This window comes from Paenibacillus sp. V4I7 (assembly GCF_030817275.1).
Taxonomy (GTDB): domain Bacteria; phylum Bacillota; class Bacilli; order Paenibacillales; family NBRC-103111; genus Paenibacillus_E.
The window spans coordinates 4,694,546-4,712,410 of the sequence record NZ_JAUSZD010000002.1 but is presented as its reverse complement, the minus strand read 5'-3'; the positions used below and the strand labels follow the sequence as shown (position 1 = coordinate 4,712,410).

At 49.4% G+C, this 17,865-nt stretch carries 10 protein-coding genes; 9 read left to right on the top strand and 1 reads right to left on the bottom strand.

Annotated features, from left to right (window positions below):
- Positions 1 to 94: 94 nt before the first annotated feature.
- Both QFZ80_RS22525 and QFZ80_RS22520 read left to right on the top strand, forming a co-directional pair.
- The gene (locus tag QFZ80_RS22525; protein WP_307561130.1) at positions 95 to 6,052 is read left to right on the top strand and encodes a pectinesterase family protein; all 5,958 of its coding nucleotides are present in this window, start codon (positions 95 to 97) and stop codon (positions 6,050 to 6,052) included.
- A 178-nt stretch (positions 6,053 to 6,230) separates the two neighbouring features.
- On the top strand, positions 6,231 to 7,781 hold the full coding sequence (locus tag QFZ80_RS22520; RefSeq protein WP_307561128.1) for a glycoside hydrolase family 28 protein: 1,551 nt from the start codon (positions 6,231 to 6,233) through the stop codon (positions 7,779 to 7,781).
- On the opposite strand, the gene QFZ80_RS22515 is transcribed toward QFZ80_RS22520, so the two are convergent.
- Positions 7,771 to 8,616, bottom strand: coding sequence for a helix-turn-helix transcriptional regulator (locus tag QFZ80_RS22515; RefSeq protein ID WP_307561126.1), 846 nt, complete (start codon positions 8,614 to 8,616; stop codon positions 7,771 to 7,773). The genes QFZ80_RS22520 and QFZ80_RS22515 overlap by 11 nt on opposite strands.
- Positions 8,617 to 8,709: 93 nt before the next feature.
- Here QFZ80_RS22515 and QFZ80_RS22510 point away from each other — a divergent pair, with 93 nt between their 5' ends.
- From QFZ80_RS22510 to QFZ80_RS22480, 7 genes are all read left to right on the top strand, one after another.
- The gene (locus tag QFZ80_RS22510; RefSeq protein WP_307561123.1) at positions 8,710 to 10,293 is read left to right on the top strand and encodes a glycoside hydrolase family 43 protein; all 1,584 of its coding nucleotides are present in this window, start codon (positions 8,710 to 8,712) and stop codon (positions 10,291 to 10,293) included.
- 448 nt (positions 10,294 to 10,741) lie between these two features.
- Positions 10,742 to 12,256, top strand: coding sequence for an extracellular solute-binding protein (locus tag QFZ80_RS22505; RefSeq protein ID WP_307553959.1), 1,515 nt, complete (start codon positions 10,742 to 10,744; stop codon positions 12,254 to 12,256).
- Between the two features lie 73 nt (positions 12,257 to 12,329).
- Entirely contained in the window at positions 12,330 to 13,283 is a 954-nt protein-coding gene (locus QFZ80_RS22500) for an ABC transporter permease (protein WP_307553961.1), read from the top strand.
- Positions 13,284 to 13,312: 29 nt separating this feature from the next.
- Entirely contained in the window at positions 13,313 to 14,185 is an 873-nt protein-coding gene (locus QFZ80_RS22495) for a carbohydrate ABC transporter permease (RefSeq protein ID WP_307553963.1), read from the top strand.
- A gap of 21 nt (positions 14,186 to 14,206) precedes the next feature.
- Positions 14,207 to 15,637: a family 43 glycosylhydrolase gene (locus QFZ80_RS22490; protein ID WP_307561121.1), complete on the top strand. Its 1,431-nt coding sequence runs from the start codon at positions 14,207 to 14,209 to the stop codon at positions 15,635 to 15,637.
- Positions 15,634 to 16,728: a hypothetical protein gene (locus QFZ80_RS22485; protein ID WP_307561119.1), complete on the top strand. Its 1,095-nt coding sequence runs from the start codon at positions 15,634 to 15,636 to the stop codon at positions 16,726 to 16,728. The genes QFZ80_RS22490 and QFZ80_RS22485 overlap by 4 nt, the downstream gene beginning before the upstream one ends.
- 28 nt (positions 16,729 to 16,756) lie before the next feature.
- Positions 16,757 to 17,857, top strand: coding sequence for a glycoside hydrolase family 88/105 protein (locus QFZ80_RS22480; protein ID WP_307553969.1), 1,101 nt, complete (start codon positions 16,757 to 16,759; stop codon positions 17,855 to 17,857).
- The last annotated feature ends 8 nt before the right edge of the window (positions 17,858 to 17,865 follow it).

The window sequence follows — 17,865 nt, the reverse complement described above, 5'->3', positions numbered from 1 at the left end:
GGGCTCCTGTTTATGATTAAGCCATCAGGTGGACGTTCGTTTCTTACATGCAGTCGAAGGTCCACCATGAATTCACTCGTAAGGGGGTATTTAGATGAAGAAGTGGTTGCCGAAACTCTTAATTGCTTCAATGCTTGCTGCAGTTATTCCTGTAAACGCTGTCAATGTTTCTGCTGCAGGAGCATTACCAGCTTTTCCGGGAGCTGAAGGAGGCGGTAAATATGTGAGCGGTGGCCGAGGGCAAGTGGTGTATGAGGTTACTACGCTTGAAGACTACAAGAGTAACGAAACACCAATTCCAGGCTCGCTGCGCGACGCGGTTAGTCAGAGTGATCGGACCATCGTGTTCCGTGTAGGAGGCACTGTCCGCCTCAAGGAAAGTCTAAAGATTAAAGGTTCGAATTTGACCATCGCAGGTCAAACCGCTCCCGGTGACGGGATTACGGTAACTGACTATACGACGAATATTGAAGCGGACAATGTGATCGTAAGGTATATGAGGTTTCGTTTAGGTGACCGTTATCCAAGCGAGGATGATGCGTTCGGGGTCCGTTACCATAAAGACATTATGATTGATCACAGCTCATTCAGTTGGTCAGTCGATGAAGTCGTCAGCTTGTACGATAATGCCAATACGACCGTGCAGTGGTCAATCTCCGCAGAGAGCATGCTTATGACTTCACATCATAAAGGGCGCCACGGGTACGGGGGTATTTGGGGAGGCAATCAAGCAACGTATCACCATAACTTGATTGCCCATAGTGTAAGCCGGAATCCGAGATTTCCAACGGTCATCACCCAGTACCCGGATATTACGGAGGCATCCAACAATATCATCTACAATTGGGGCTTTATGTCCACTTACGGCGGCGGTGATGGGCAGTATAATTTGAACAACAACTATTATAAGTTTGGTCCTAACACTTATTCTAACGTTCGTAACTTGCTGTTCGGCGAGTTAGGCTCTCCAAGCAAAATGTACATTAATGGCAATATGATGGATGGAGATTCTTCCGTAACGGCCGATAACTGGAAGGGCGTTCTATCGGTTGCGAACCCGGCATCAAAGCTTTCTGATCCGGTAGCCGTGAACGGCGGATACATGTCCGAATCGGCGCAAGCGGCTTATGAGCATGTGCTCGCGAATGTGGGAGCCAGCTTGCCCAAGCGTGATGCCTACGATGCGAGGGTTATTCATGATGTGATACACCGTACAGGGCAGCATATTAATTCTCCGCTTGAGGTAGGCGGATATCCCGATTACCCGGAGGTCATCTCTGCCGTCGTCGATCAAGACCACGACGGCATGGACGATGCGTGGGAAGCTGCAAAAGGGGTATCTCCTGCCAATGCCGATGATCGGAACGCAACGAACCTATCTCCAGAAGGGTACACGAATCTGGAGGTATATCTCAACGATTTGATTGTTCAAGGAACCGCCAGCAACAAAAATACGGATAATCCGGCCGTTTCCATCACCTCGCCGGTGAATAACAGCCTGAAGGAAGCCGGAAGCCAAATTACGGTGGAGGCAAGCGCATCCGATAGCGATGGTATTGCCAAGGCGGAACTGATTATTGACGGAGCAAAAGTAGCAGAGGATACGACGGCTCCGTACAGCTTTGATTGGAGTAACGTAACGGACGGTACTCATTTCCTTGTCGTTCGCGCTACCGATACCATGGGGCTGTCCACCCACTCTGACAATGTCGCCGTTCATGTGAACACGAGCGGCCCGATTACTCCGTGGCAATCGCAAGATATTGGCAATGTCGGCATTCCTGGCCATACGCAGCTGGGAGGCGATGCACAGACCGTCACAGTGAAATCGGCCGGCGATATTGGAGGAACCGCGGATTCGTTCCACTTCGCCTATCAGCCGTTGACAGGGAACGGCGAGATTATTGCGCGAATCGAGCACGTTACGCCTACCGACGATAATGCGGAGGCAGGTGTCATGGTCCGCGAATCGCTGAATGCTTCCTCCAAGATGGCAATGCTCTCGATCCCTTATGTCAAAATGGGGGAAAAAGGCGTCATGATCAGCCGTTCGTCGACGGGCGAAGAGTCGGCGAGAATCGAGCCGGACGATTTCATTGCAACCCCATATTGGGTGAAGCTTGTACGAATCGGCAGCCAGTTGACGGGCCTGATTTCTTCAAACAAGACAAACTGGAAGCAGATCGGATCCCTTGATATACCAATGGCGGAAACCGTCTATTTCGGTTTAGCGGCAGACGCCTCGAAGGCACCGGACGATATTCATAAGTACAACACGTCTGAATTCAGCGGTGTGGAGCTTCATACGCTTGCCGCAGACTTTCCAATGCCACCGCAGGCGCTGACGGCAACAGCAGGAGAAAAGAAGGCGGTGCTGGCCTGGTCCCCGGTAAGTGAAGCAACCGGTTATCATATCAAACGAAGCGATACTCCTGGCGGTCCTTATACGACGATTATGTCAAACATTGCTTCACTGTCTTTTACCGATTCGAATTTAACAACTGGTAAAACGTATTATTATGTCATCAGTGCTGTAAATGCGCATGGTGAAAGCTTCGATTCAAAGGAGGTCAACGTCACTCCTACCGGTGCACCGGAGGTCGTTTGGCTCGTTGCGGATGATTTCGAAGGAGATGCTATCGGAGAGATGCCGACCGGTTACACCTTAATCAATCCTGTTCCGATGACAGCCACGAATAAAGTGATCACACAGACGGTTCCTGGGACAAGTGCGGGAAACAGCTCATCCAAAGCGATGCAGCTTTATGATACAGGCTCGGTTAACACCAGGACAGCGAAGAGCTTTACTCCGCAAAAGGGCACAGTCATCATCGAAGCGGATTACATGCAGCAATCGATGATCGGCTCGGCCGGCCTGTTTCAGTTGCAAACGCCGGATGGCGGCAAAACACCTTTGTCATTGGAAATCCGCAAACCGGCAAATGAAAGCAATAACGTGTTTGTCATCAATAATGGCGGTTCGTATATCAAGGTGACAAACGAGCAGCCGTCATTAAATCGTTGGATGAATATCAAAATCGAAGCGAACGTCTTGACGGGTAAAGCAAAAATTTATGTGGATAATGTTCCGGCCGCGACTCCGGAGATCGACTTCCTCAGCACGGCGCTGGCGGATACGAAGGCAAAGGGAATAGGCCGCATTCATTTCTCCACGCCGGGCTCCGGAACAGGGAGCCCATATTGGGATAACGTGAAGGTGTATGTAGAACCGGTAGCCTCACCAAAGGGATTGGCTGCGGTGCCGGGTAACGCACAGATTCAATTGAATTGGGATGCGGCGCAAGGAGCTGAGTCCTACACCGTAAAACGGAGCACGGCCAGCGGAGGTCCTTATCAAACGGTAGCCTCCGGTATTACGGCTACATCCTATATCGATGCAGGGCTTCAGAACGAAACGGCCTATTATTATGTAGTGACAGGAGCCGGCGCTTTCGGTGAAAGCGCTCCGTCCAACGAGGTGAAGGTAACGCCGTCACAGTCAGCGGAAAAACCGGAAGCTCCTGCCGGGCTTATGCCGGGCGTAAGAAACAGTCAAATAGATTTGAGCTGGCACAGTGTAAATCATGCGGTTTCTTATATGGTCAAGCGAAGCCCAACGAGTGATGGTCCGTATACGAAAGTTGCTGAAACCACCGCTACCTCATATCGCGATGGCGGTCTGAGCAACGGGACGACGTACTATTACGTGGTTTCCGCTAAGAGTGTTGGAGGAGAAGGCCAGAATTCCGCACCGGTTCAAGTCCAACCTGCTGCGCCAGTCGCCGCTCCTGCGATCAATGTTTTATGGGGGAACGGTCAGGCTGAGCTTCGTTGGAACGCAGTGGATGGCTCTTCGACCTATACAATTCAACGCGCATCGGCTTTTGAGGGACCTTACATAACCCTTCAGCCGATGGTTACCTCCACAAACTATACGGATACGGGGCTTGAAAACGGTAATGTTTATTATTATAAAGTAACGGCCTCGGGCGTAAATGAAACGAGCTTGGAATCCGCCGTCGTTTCCGGACGACCTGTGGAAGATATTGGAATTCCGGCGGCTCCGGCAGCAGTAAAGGCAGTAAACAGCGCAAACCAGGAGATTAGCCTGTCGTGGAACCCCGCCCAGGGTGCGGCTGCTTACCGCGTTAAAAGAAGCGAAGTCGAGGGCGGCCCGTATCAGGTTGTGGCCGAAACGGTTGCCGGTACTCGGTATGCCGATAACGGGCTAACCCAAGGGAAGACTTATTTCTACATCGTTACGGCCGTCAATGCCAATGGAGAAAGCTATAGCTCGGCACAGGTGAAGGCTGATGCGGTTCCGGTAATTACGGTAGCGAAGGATCAGAGCGGGCAGTTCAGCACTGTTCAAGCGGCTGTTGACTCCATTCCGAACAATAATCCGTCCCGTACCGTTATTCGTGTGAAAGCCGGAGAATATCGGGAGAAGGTTCTCATCGGCACCGGAAAAACCAACCTTAGCCTTGTCGGCGACGGTCCGGAGCTTACGAAAATCATTTATAACGACTCGGCCAGCAAGCCTGCACCTGGTGGGGGCACGATAGGCACCTCAGGCAGCTATACCTTAAGCGCACAAGCGAACAATTTTGTGGCCCAGGATCTGACGATTGAGAACGATGCGGGCTTGACGGCGGGCCAGGCGGTAGCTTTGCAAGCCAGAGGAGACCGCCAGCAGTTCCGGAATGTCCGGCTTGTCGGCTTCCAGGATACGTTATTGGCAGATGGCATAGGAAGACAATACTTCGTTGACAGCTATATCGACGGCTCAGTAGATTTCATCTTCGGTTCCGCAACAGCCGTGTTCGATCGTGCGGTTATTCACAGCAAAGCACCAGGCTATGTGACCGCAGCCTCTACGCCTCAGGGAGCAAAGGGCTATATCTTTGTGAACAGCAGGCTGACGGCGGATGCAGGGCTAAGTGGGAAAGTAGACCTTGGAAGACCGTGGAGACCTTACGCGAATGTGGTATATATCAATAACTTTATGGATGATCATATCCGGCCTGCAGGCTGGAATAACTGGGGCAATGCTGCAAACGAAGCTACTGCCGATTACGGCGAATATTTGAGTTACGGACCGGGAGCCAACCCGACGGGGCGGCTTTCCTGGACAAAGCAATTAACGAAGGAGGAGGCTGCCCAGTACACAGTGACAAAGGTTCTTGCCGGTAATGACGGTTGGAATCCTGTGTCAGAAGATATTAGGCTATTGAACAGCAATGCGGCTTTAACCGGCATGATGATAGACGGCACGCAACTGGCAGACTTTACGAAGCAGAAGTACGATTATGTCGTTACACTGCCTTATGGAACGACAAACGTTCCACAGGTTAGTGCAAATGTGAACGAAGCTACTTCAACTGTTCAAACGGTACAGGCGGATAAGCTGCCAGGCAAGGCCGAACTGAAGGTGACGGCGGAGGATGGAACGCAGCGTATTTACAGGATAAGCTTTGAGGTAGATCCTGACCGTGTACCTCCGTCGGCTATCGTTACCTACAGTACATCACAGTCGACAAATCAACCTGTTACGGTGACGATGGAGCCAAGTGAACCTGTATTTGTAACAAATAACAACGGATCGTACAGCTATACCTTTATGACCAACGGCAGCTTTACCTTTGAGTTTACAGATGAAGCGGGAAATAAAGGAACGGCAACGGCTGTCGTGAGCAATATCGACACAGCAGCGCCGACTTTGGAAGTGATTCCGGATCATCTATCTTTATCGCCTGCGAATCATAAGCTGGTATCCGTCCATATGAATGTTTACGGACAGGATGAGGGTTCCGGCGTAAGTACGATCGTACTGAACTCGATTACAAGCAATGAGCCGGACAACGGCTTAGGCGATGGAGATACGGCGGAAGATATTCAAGGTGCCATCTATGGAACCTCGGATACGGATTTCCTGCTGCGGGCTGAGCGCTCAGGCAAAGGAATGGGCCGCATCTATCGGATTACGTATACGGTGACAGATCTGGCAGGAAACCAAATGACGGCTGTTGCCGAGGTTAAAGTGCCACATTAAGCGGTTAATAAATAATGGAATGGAAAAACGGGCAGGGTTCGTCCTGTCCGTTTTTCTGCCTTATTTGGACAATTATATATAATTTCTTGATATTATGTCATGGATATAGCAAGAAAATGAGTGATAATTTGCTATATAATTTGAAGTGTGATTATGCTTGGAAAGGAAGGGGTTTGTTATGAATCAAACGGAAATTGTGAACCAACCATACAGCGCAATGCCAGAGGTGATGCTTCCTCGTATTCCGGACCGTACGTTTACTCTGACCGATTTTGGTGCTGTCGGGGATGGGCAAACGGACAACTCGGAGGCGTTCCGATCGGCTATTCAGGAGGTAACTGAAGCCGGGGGCGGGAGGCTAATCATTCCTGTCGGTTTGTGGTTGACTGGTCCACTCAAGCTGACGAGCAGACTGGAGCTGCATGCGGAGGCAGGAGCTACAGTATTGTTCAGCAAGCGTTTCGAGGACTATCCGCTGCTGCACTCGCAATTTGAAGGAAAGCCGGTCGTACGCTGCCAATCTCCGCTGGATGCAGAGGGGCTGGAAGATATCGCTATTACGGGAGGCGGCATTTTCGATGGCGGCGGGGAAGCTTGGCGGCCAGTAAAGAAATGGAAGATGACGGAGAAGGATTGGAACCGCCTCAAGAGTAACGGTGGTGTCATCGATGAATCAGCGGGCATCTGGTGGCCTTCTGCAGCAGCCATGCAGGGAGCAGAACTAGTAGAGAAGCTGATTCAATCAGGCGAGCAGGATCCACAAGCTTACGTCCCAGCACGTGAATATTTGCGTCCAAATCTGCTTAGCTTCCGTCGGTGCAGCCGTATTTTGCTGGAAGGAGCCACGTTCCAAAACTCTGCCGCATGGAACCTGCATCCTTGGGCATCTGAGCATATGACGATACGCCGGGTCAATGTGCGAAATCCCTGGTTCGCTCAGAATGGTGACGGCTTGGATGTAGATTCGTGCCGCTATGTGTTAGTGGAGGACAGCACGTTCGATGTCGGTGACGATGCCATATGTATCAAATCAGGCAAGGATGAAGCGGGACGCGCGCTTGGCATGCCGGCCCAGTATGTGACGATACGTCGATGTACGGTTTACCATGGGCATGGAGGCTTCGTTATCGGAAGCGAGATGTCGGGCGGCGTCAGCGATATCCATGTCACGGATTGCACGTTTATCGGAACCGACATTGGCCTGCGTTTCAAAAGTGCAAGAGGACGCGGTGGCATCGTTGAGCGTATAAGGATCGAGCGCATTCGCATGACGGATATCGTAGGGGAGGCCATCTCCTTCCATTTGTTCTACGAGGGTGTAGAAGGGTCTGGTTCGGCACAAGAGGAGATGCATCCCATATCGGAACAAACACCGGTTTTCCGGCAAATTGTCATAACTGATATTGATTGCGCCGGCGCGAATAAGGCTTTCCTTATCAATGGTCTGGCTGAAATGCCGCTGGAGGATGTTACCCTGCGCAATTATCGCGTTTCCTCGGTGCAAGGCGTCATTTGCCATAATGTCAAGCGGTTGCTGCTTGAGGGGATCGATCTAAAGCTTCGACAAGGGCCGCCGATAAAACTTCATCAAGCGCAAGGTGTTTGCATTAAAGACTTAACCGTAGCAGGAGCGCAAGAATTCGATTCCCTGCTGGTCGTAACGGGGGAGAGGACAGAAGGAATTGAATGGGAAGGGGAGGATGAGGTTTCTTCCCAGCTTACCTTCTGATGTGCTGCTTCCGATATTGCAGCGGTGAGCAGCCGCTTACCTTTTTGAACGTTTTATTAAAATGGGAAATGTGCTCGAAGCCGACGTGCTCGGCGATCTGCTGAATTTTGTCTCTGGTTGTTCTCAGCAGCTTTTGAGCCTCACGTACGCGAATGATTCGGATATATTCACTTACATGAAAGCCTGTTAGCTTCAAGAAGACACGACTTAAATACGACGGGCTGATATAGAAGTTCGCGGATAGCTGCTCAAGTGTAATCAACTCGCTGTAATGGTCATGAATATAAGCTGTAATTTCGGATACCTTCTGGTGCATCGGATGCTGAGGTTCGGTCGAATTATCCTCTAGTGAGCCGATCCGGTGCAGGCGGATGAGCAAGCCGATCAGAAGCTGCCTGATATAGGATTCGTAAAAGGCTTGATGCTCCTTGCACTCGGAAAGCATGTATAGAAGCGAATTCTCTAGCTCCGCTTGCTCTTTTAGCGGAACGCGCAGAAGAGTGGATTGGAGAAAAGGGCGAAGCTCCAGCACTTGACGGTCGGGCATGGGAATGAATCCGGAATCGAAATGAACGAGCACTCTCTCCACATGCTCGACCTGGGAGCTTGCCGTCGAGTGCAAATCGCCCGGAATGACGATAACCATATCGCCCTTTTGAGCAGTGAATACCTTGCCGTTTATAAAGTAGATACGTTCGCCTTGCAGCAAATAATACAATTCAAAACTTGTATGCACATGTGGGCGAGGCATGATGGAATAGCCCGTTTGCTGAAGCTGCTGAATGGCGAAAAGCTGGTCATGGGTCGTAAACTTTTGTCCGATTCGATCACTCATAGGGAAAGATCCTTTCATTAACTAATGAACATCGCAGTTTCGATCTATTATTTGTACATAGTAGCACAGGTGAAATCGAAAGGGGAAACGAAAATGGAAACGAAAATGGAAAGAAATCAAGATAGTATCTCCATTTGGGCAGCTGATCTGGGAAATGGTAACTTCAGGAATCCGGTAATTTACGCCGATTATTCGGACCCGGACGTAGTTCGTGTCGGTGAAGATTTTTATATGACAGCATCGAGCTTCAACAGCTCACCCGGATTGCCGATTCTTCATTCCAAAGATCTTGTCAACTGGCAGATCATCGCACATGCCGTGGACCGGCTGCCCGGCGGTTATGACAATGTGGTGCGGCATGGGGATGGCGTATGGGCTCCCAGCATACGGTTTCATGACGGTAAGTTTTGGATCTACTTCAGCGCACCGGATGAGGGTATCTATATGACGACTGCGGAGGAGCCGAAAGGACCGTGGTCCCCACTTCATCTGGTGAAGGAGGTCAAGGGCTGGATCGATCCGTGTCCATTCTGGGACGAGGATGGTGAGGCTTACTTAATACATGCTTTTGCGAAAAGCCGAACTGGAATCAAGCATAAGCTTAAGCTGTGCCGTATGAGTGCGGACGGCAAAGAGCTTCTGGACGATGGTGAGGTCATTTTTGATGGGGAAGCCGATCATCCGACGATGGAAGGACCAAAATTGTATAAACGCAACGGGTATTACTATATTTTTGCGCCTGCTGGGGGTGTTCCTACTGGGTGGCAGACAATTCTTCGTTCCAGAAGCATTACGGGACCTTATGAGGATAAAATTGTGCTTCATCAAGGTGACACTGAAATTAATGGACCTCATCAAGGCGGTTACGTCGAATTGAGTTCCGGGGAGTCGTGGTTCGTACACTTTCAGGATCGGGAAGCATACGGGCGTATCGTCCACCTACAGCCGATCCGTTGGGAGAACGACTGGCCTGTGATGGGCATCGATTCGAACGATGATGGGATCGGAGAGCCTGTGTTGGTGCATAAGAAGCCGGATGTTGGGCGGGATTGGCCGATTACCGTTCCTACTACGAGCGATGAATTCGAATCGCCGTCTCTGGGTCTGCAATGGCAGTGGCAGGCGAATTGGAAGACATCTTGGTATTCCTTAAAAGATAGCCCAGGTAAGCTCCGTTTATATGCCGAGCCTCTGCCGATTGGCGTATCGACGCTTTATCATACGCCTAACGTTCTGTGTCAGAAGCTTCCGGCCCCCGCACTCACTGCGACGGCGAAGCTGACGTTCCAGCCTGGAACAACATGGGATCGAGCCGGTTTTACTGTATTTGGGCATGAATACCGATATATGGTGATGAGTCAAGATGAAGAGCGGTTCCTGCTTACTTATGTTCAGGGAAAGGGAAGCAAGGAAGGCTCGGAAGAAGAGATATTGGAGAAAATTGAACTCCCGGCTGGTGTGAGCACTGTTTATTTCAAAGTAACCATTGTGCTGGAGGCGGAGTGTTCGTTCGCATATAGTTTGGACGGCGAGCACTTCGTACTGATCGGCGATCGTTTCACTGCGGTGCCTGGCGGTTGGGTCGGTGCGAAACTCGGATTATTTTGTTTACAGCAGCAAGGGCAACCAGGGGGAGGTTATGTGGACGTCGACTGGTTCCGGGTGAAAGAGCAATAATTACGAATACGGCCTTATAAAGCTCGTTTGATGAGTTTTATACGGCCGTTTTTTTTAAAGTTTGATAAAGTATAAGTTTTCTGAGGCACGAGAGATCTCCTTTTGGCTAAGTTCAAGCTGTAAAGATATTTTTCATCGTTACAGATACGAGGGGGATGTGGAATCGTGTCTGTAACCATATATTTCATCTTTACAGACGGGATGATGGCGGATGGGTATCTATCCGAGATGTATCCGGAATATGAAAGAGGTATAGCGCGCTTGAGTTCCCTTAAATAGGACTGGATGGCAATAATCACTTCAAATCAAAAATAATCATCAGATTATAAAAGATCAAGTATCGCCTGTAATTTCACAGACAAATCTCATGATTATATACGTAATCTGCGCTTCTCATTATGATTAAGCCATCAACATCCATCAACACCAATTCAAGGAGGTCCACAAGATGACAAAGAAGAAAGTCGCCATTATCCTTTCCGCACTGACGGCAGTTTCCATGCTGGCCGGATGCGCCAGTAAAACAGACACAGGTTCCGAAGCAGCGAAAGCAACAAGTGAAGCACCGAAGGGTCCTGTCAAGATCAGTATCATGGCCGATTTGCAAACAACCGAGGTTCCTTCCGATAAGCTTGAGAAGGTTCTTGAGCAAAAAACAAATTCGGAACTGGACATTCAATGGGTACCGGACGGTTCTTATGATGAAAAGTTCCAAGCTGCATTTGCAACGGGCTCCCTCCCCCAGGTTGTTTACTTGAAGAACGCGGCTTCCTTTATCCTCATGCGCGATGCCATCAAGAATAACCAGTTTTGGGAAGTCGGTCCTTACTTGAAGGATTATCCGAACCTCAAGAGCTTGAATCAGAAAATCCTTAATAATACAGCCGTTAGCGGGAAAATTTACTCTCTGTACCAGGAAAGACAACCGGCTCGCGCTGGCTTGATCTACCGGAAAGACTGGGCCGATAAGCTTGGACTCTCCGCGCCAAAAACGGTAGACGAACTATACAACATGCTGAAAAAGTTCAAAGAAGCGGATTTGGCCGGCGGCGGCAAAACGATCCCTATCTCAGACCGTAACGATTTAGTGTACGGCGCCTTCAAAACACTCTCCATGTATTTCGGAACACCGAACGGCTGGGGAACTCAAGACGGCAAGCTCGTTCCTGAATTCATGACCAAGGGATATACGGACACGATGAAGTTTATGAAAAAGCTCCGCGATGAAGGCCTGATCAACCAGGACTTCCCGGTTACGAGCAAAACGGATCAGCAGAACCTGATGTACACCGGCCGCTCAGGACTATATATCGGGACGATGGGCGATGTCAAAGGCTTCCAAGAGAAAACGATGAAAAACATACCGGAAGCGCAGTACGAGGTAACCAATGACATTCAGGGCGTTGACGGCAAGAACATTACTTGGGGGCTTTCTGGCTACGGAACTGTTGTGCTTTTCCCGAAATCTTCCGTTAAATCCGAACAGGAATTGAAGAACATCCTTGGTGTCATGGATAAATTCTACTCTCCTGAAATAGCCGATCTACTCAAATACGGTCTCAAGGACGAGCATTATACGTTGAAAGACGGCAAAGTAGTCCCTTCCACGGACAGCAAGCTGATTGAGAAGGAAGTAAGACCTTATCTGAACATGGCGCTGTACGAGACAACAAACATAACACCTAGCTTCTACGCTCTGCCTGCTCTTGAGAAGGCAAACAATCTTGCAAATGAAGCTGTTAAATTTATGGTAACGGACCCATCCGTATCTCTTGACTCCAAAACGTTCAATGAAAAGGGTGCCCGGCTCCAGGATCAAATTAAAGACGCTACGTACCAGTTCATCATGAACAAAATTGACGAGGCAGGCTTCCAGTCGGCAGTGAAGAAGTGGCAAAATGACGGCGGTCAAAAAATCATCGACGAGTTCAACGAGCAGTTCAAAAATAACGGTGGAAAATAATCAGCGTTAAAAGGTGGAGGCTGCTGAATGACTCAGCGGCCTTATCTTTCAACAAGGAAGGAAGGCCCACATCATGAACCATATAGCTGCTCGGTCTGAGCTGACATCAGTCCCAAAGGCGAAAAACCCGTTCTGGAAAAGGGTTCTCCGGAACAAATTTATTTATCTTATGGTTTTACCAGGCTTTTTATATTTTATTATTTTCAAATATATCCCCATGGCTGGACTCGTCATCGCATTCCAAGACTATCAGCCTTACAAAGGTTTTTTGGGAAGTGAGTGGGTTGGGCTGGAACACTTTCGTCGGTTGTTTACCGATCCTGGGTTTTGGCAGATATTTAAGAACACACTGATTGTGTTCGTGGTCAATATCGTGTTCTATTTCCCAATACCCATTATTCTATCGGTCATGCTGAATGAAGTAGCGAATGGTTACTTTAAACGGCTTGTTCAGACGATCGTTTATATTCCGCATTTTCTTTCATGGGTCATTATTGTATCCATCTCTTTCGTCATGTTGACCATGGACGGAGGGATAATTAACGAAATTATGGTTATTCTCGGCTTACAGCCTGTCAACTTCCTTATGAACTCGGAATGGTTTTATCCCATGTATGTTCTGCAAGTGATATGGAGAGAAGCGGGTTGGGGAACCATCGTTTTCCTAGCAGCAATGGCGTCTATTGACCCGGGCCTTTATGAGGCGGCACGTATGGACGGAGCCGGCCGATTCCGGCAAATCTGGCACATCACGCTCCCTGGCATCCGCAATGTCATTGTGGTGCTGTTGATTCTCAAAATCGGAAATGTGCTGGATACCAGCTTTGAACATATCTATCTGATCCTCAACTCCATGAATAAAGACGTGGCGGAGATTCTGGATACGTTTGTATATACGGCAGGATTAAAACAAGGGCAGTTCAGCTTCAGTACCGCCGTCGGCTTGTTCAAATCTGTCATCGGCTTTGCCCTCGTGGTAGGATCCAACTGGCTGGCGAAGAAATTCGGCGAAGACGGTGTTTATTAAGAACCGCTACATATGAAGGAGGACTAACTATGGTTACAGATAAAACATTCGCCGGCAAGATGTTTGATCTTTTCAACATCCTTTTGCTTAGCCTTATCGCTATTTTGATGCTGCTTCCGTTCCTTCACGTGGTAATGGGGTCGTTTACGACTGCGGAAGAGATGGCACGCAAACCGTTTGTCCTGTTCCCGACCGTTTTTACTTTTGATTCCTATCGATATATTTTTTCAACGAACACACTGTTCAAAGCCATGGGGGTATCCATCGGCGTTACCGTCGTGGGCACGCTGATCAGCATGATTCTCACTTCAATGATGGCCTATGGCCTTACGAGAAGGGATTTGGATGGCCGCAAAACGATGAATCTGATGATTGTGTTCACGATGCTGTTCCACGGCGGCTTGATTCCTTCCTTTCTGATCGTGAAGAACCTTGGATTAATCGATACGTATATGTCTTTAATTCTTCCTGGAGCGATCAGCGCTTTCAACCTGATTATATTACGGAGTTTCTTCCAGGGCTTGCCTGACGGGGTAGAGGAATCGGCCAAGATCGACGGCTGCGGGGATTTCGGCATACTATTCCGGATCGTTCTGCCTCTATCGATGCCGGCTCTGGCTACGATTTCTTTGTTCTACGCTGTCAACTACTGGAACTCTTACTTCGGGGCGATTATGTTCATGAATGATGCGGACAAATGGCCGATTCAAGTTCTGCTGCGCCAAATTGTAATTGCGGCAAGCGGTATGGCGGCTGATACGAGCAACGAGTTCGTCAAGCCGCCGGAGCAAACGATAAAAATGGCCGTTATTGTGGTTTCCACTTTGCCGATCCTTATTGTTTATCCGTTCCTACAGAAATATTTCGCTAAAGGCGCTTTAGTAGGCTCCGTTAAGGGGTAATTGAATTGGAGGCTGTCATTGATGAAGCAAAAAAGCGCTTATCCTTTGCAGGCAATGAGAGGCAACTACGCGGATCCATCAGTTATTCGAGTCGGCCGTGATTATTATATGACGCATACCTCTTACAAGTATTTGCCGGGGCTGCTGATTTGGCATTCCCGGGATTTAATCAATTGGAAGCCGGTTTCAGCTGCTCTTCGTCAGTATATCGGGGATGTTTGGGCGCCTGATTTTGCAGAGCATAATGGAACTTATTATATCTATTTCCCCGCAAACCGGACGAATTGGGTAATCACAGCACCGTCGCCATTAGGACCATGGAGCGATCCCATCGATCTTAATATCAAGGGCATCGATCCGGGACATCTTGCTGCACCGGACGGCAAGCGGTATCTGCATCTCTCCGGCGGGGATTTTGTAGAGTTGGCACCGGACGGTCTGTCCGTGATAGGATCGCCAAGACATGTCTACGATGGTTGGAAATATCCGGAGGATTGGGTGGTGGAAGCCTTCAGTTTAGAGGGTCCTAAAGTGACATACCGGGAAGGGTACTATTATTTAACCGTTGCAGAGGGAGGGACGGCGGGTCCGCCTACCGGTCATATGGCCGTATCGTCACGATCTGTTAACCCTTGGGGGCCTTGGGAGCATTCGCCTTACAATCCGATCGTAAGAACGTTATCTCGGAACGAAATTTGGTGGTCCAAAGGACACGCTTCTTTGATCGATACCCCGGATGGGGATTGGTGGGTGTTCTATCACGGTTATCTGAACAGCTTCCATACATTAGGCCGGCAAACGCTGATTGAGCCAGTCGAGTTTACGGAGGATGGTTGGTTTAAACCATCAGGTACGGCAATGAAGATGCGGTCGGAACCGGATAGCGGAATGCCGAAGGAGGACGACTTTACCGGGACAGAGTTGGGGCTTCAGTGGCAGTGCAGCGGCCATCCTCCGGAGGAGCGTTTTCGGGTTTCAGAAGGAACTCTTATTACAGCCGGCCGGAAGGAAAAAGAAGAGGGTTCGCCACTTTTGTATATGCCGGGTGACGAGAGCTATGAGGTCACGATAGAAATTGCCGCGACCGATGAGGCGGAGGGTCGGCTCGTACTTTACTATAACGATGAAGCCCAGCTCGGTCTGGGAGTTACGACGTCCGGAGTCCGTCATTTCCGCAGCTTCAAGAACTACAGGTCCATCCCGGTGCAGGGGAGCAGCACCTTATTACGTATTCGCAATGATCATCATATCGTTTCCTTCCATTACAGCGAGGACGGTATGATTTGGAATCAGTATGACAAAACGGTGGATGCCTCCGGACTTCATCATAATACGCTGGGCGGATTCCTAAGCTTACGAATAGGACTCGATGCCGTAGGTAACGGAACGGTGATATTCCGTCGATTCCGATACCGGCCGATCGGTCGAAAGAGTGGGGAGGATTTGCGTTGAACCGAAGCATCGAGAATATTTTAAAGGAAATGGATGGGGTATTCGAAGGTTTTTTTACATGGCTGGAAGGACAGTACGACGAGACAACAGGGGGCTTCTTCTATGCCCGAAGCTCTAAGGAATCAGGAACATTCACGCCTGACATTGAGTCTACGTCGCAGGCCGTCAATATTATGGAGCGCTGCGGGATTTTGGAGAAACTGAGTCCGGAACGCAAAGAACGTATGGTACGCTTTTATCAAGCGAAGCAGGATCCAACGTCCGGGAATTTCTATGATGAAGACCCTAACATGCGATTGGACGATGTTATGGTGGGCCGGGGCATCGGCTACAGCCTTCATTCCATGGCTAAACTTGGAGGGGCTCCGCTTTACCCCCTATCGAAGGAGCGGCAAGCTTCTCCTGAATATATGAAGTCCCCAAAAGCTTACGGAGAATGGCTTCGAAGCATTAGTCTAGCCAACAGTTGGCGTGGATGCGATCGGCTTTGTAATTCAGCCCCGTACCTTGGACAATTGACGAAAGAGGAGCGGGAGCCGTTTCTGAAGGAGGCACTTGGCTATTTCGATTCCATTCAGGACAGCCATACAGGGCTATGGGGAGAGGGGGACTGGTATGTCCGGATTTCGGGGACCTTCAAGCTTCATACTTTTTATAACAGGTTTCAAATTCCTCTTCCGCGGGTCAGGGAAATGTATCAAAGCATCCAATATTCACTTCGAAACGACGATGCCAAAGATATGTGCTATATCCGCAATCCTATTAATCTTCTGTCTTCTATGAAGCTGAAAGTTCCGGCTGAGGACATGCGAGAAATAACTGAAATCACACTGGCCAATATGATTAGACTGAAGCAGAGTGACGGCGGATTCTCCAGAGAGCTTGGTCATTCTCCCATTGCGCCTAATGTGGCGCAGGTGAAAGCAGAGGAATTTTATCCCGATATGCCGATCGCCGTTCCACTGGGATTGGGGCTCGCCGAGGGAGATATGAATGCGGGAACGCAGGCGATTCTCATTCGGTGGTTATGCCATGAGCTAGCCGGATTGAAACCGAAGCCGCTTCCCGTTCTTACACGATTATTCGAATAATTGCTGCTCGAAAGGAGCTTTACCTATCATGAGTCTTATGAAAGATACGTTACCGCAAACGCCCGTCGAGTGGGCTAAAGCCGCCTGTGATTCCTTGATGACCAAATTTAAACCCGAGGAGCTGCCGCCTGCCAAAAGGTGGCATTATCATGCGGGTATTTTTTTATACGGAATGATGCAGGTCTGGGAAAAAACAGGGGATGACGTATACCTGAACTATCCAAAGGGTTATGTCGATTCTCTCGTGGATTCGAATGGAAATTTTTTCTTTGCCCGAGATGAACTGGATGCCATTATGGCCGGTTTGCTTCTGTTTACGTTGGATGAAGAATTTGATGATCGGCGGTATCGGGTGGCGGCGGAAAAGCTGCGTCAGCTGTTCAACACCTTGAACCGAACAACGGAGGGAGCCTTTTGGCACAAGGATAAATATCCTTACCAGATGTGGCTGGACGGCCTGTACATGGGTGGCGTCTTTGCAGTCATCTATGCACGGAAGTACGGAGATCTACAGCTGATAGAAATGGTGCTTGACTGGGAACATTTAATGCGAAAGCATATGTCGGATGAGCGTACTGGGCTTCTGTATCATGCTTGGGATGAGAGTCGACAGTTTCCTTGGGCGAATCCAGATACCGGGTGTTCTCCTGAGTTTTGGGGTAGGTCTCTTGGTTGGTATGGGATGGCGCTGGTTGATTTCCTTGACGAATTACCGGCGGATCATCCCGGCCGGGAGAAATTGGGGCAGGTGCTGCAGCGCTTCGTTCACGGTCTAATCAGATTTCAAGATGAGAAGACGGGGTTATGGTATCAGGTAGTGGATAAAGGGGATCGGCCAGACAATTGGTTGGAAACCTCGTGCAGCAGCTTGTTCGTTTATACCATTTCTAAAGCGTATCAGCACGGATGTGTGGATGAAACTGCCTTGGAAGCTGCGCGCCAAGGATTCCGTGGTTTGACGGAGCGGGTTTATTTTGATGAAGAGGGTCGTCTTGTCGTACCGGACATTTGTATAGGTACTTCGGCAGGCGACTATCAAAATTATATTTCCCGTCCGGTAAGTGAAAACGACCTTCATGGAATGGGCGCCTTTATTCTGGCCTGTGCGGCCATGGACGGCTTAGTTTAAAGGAACAA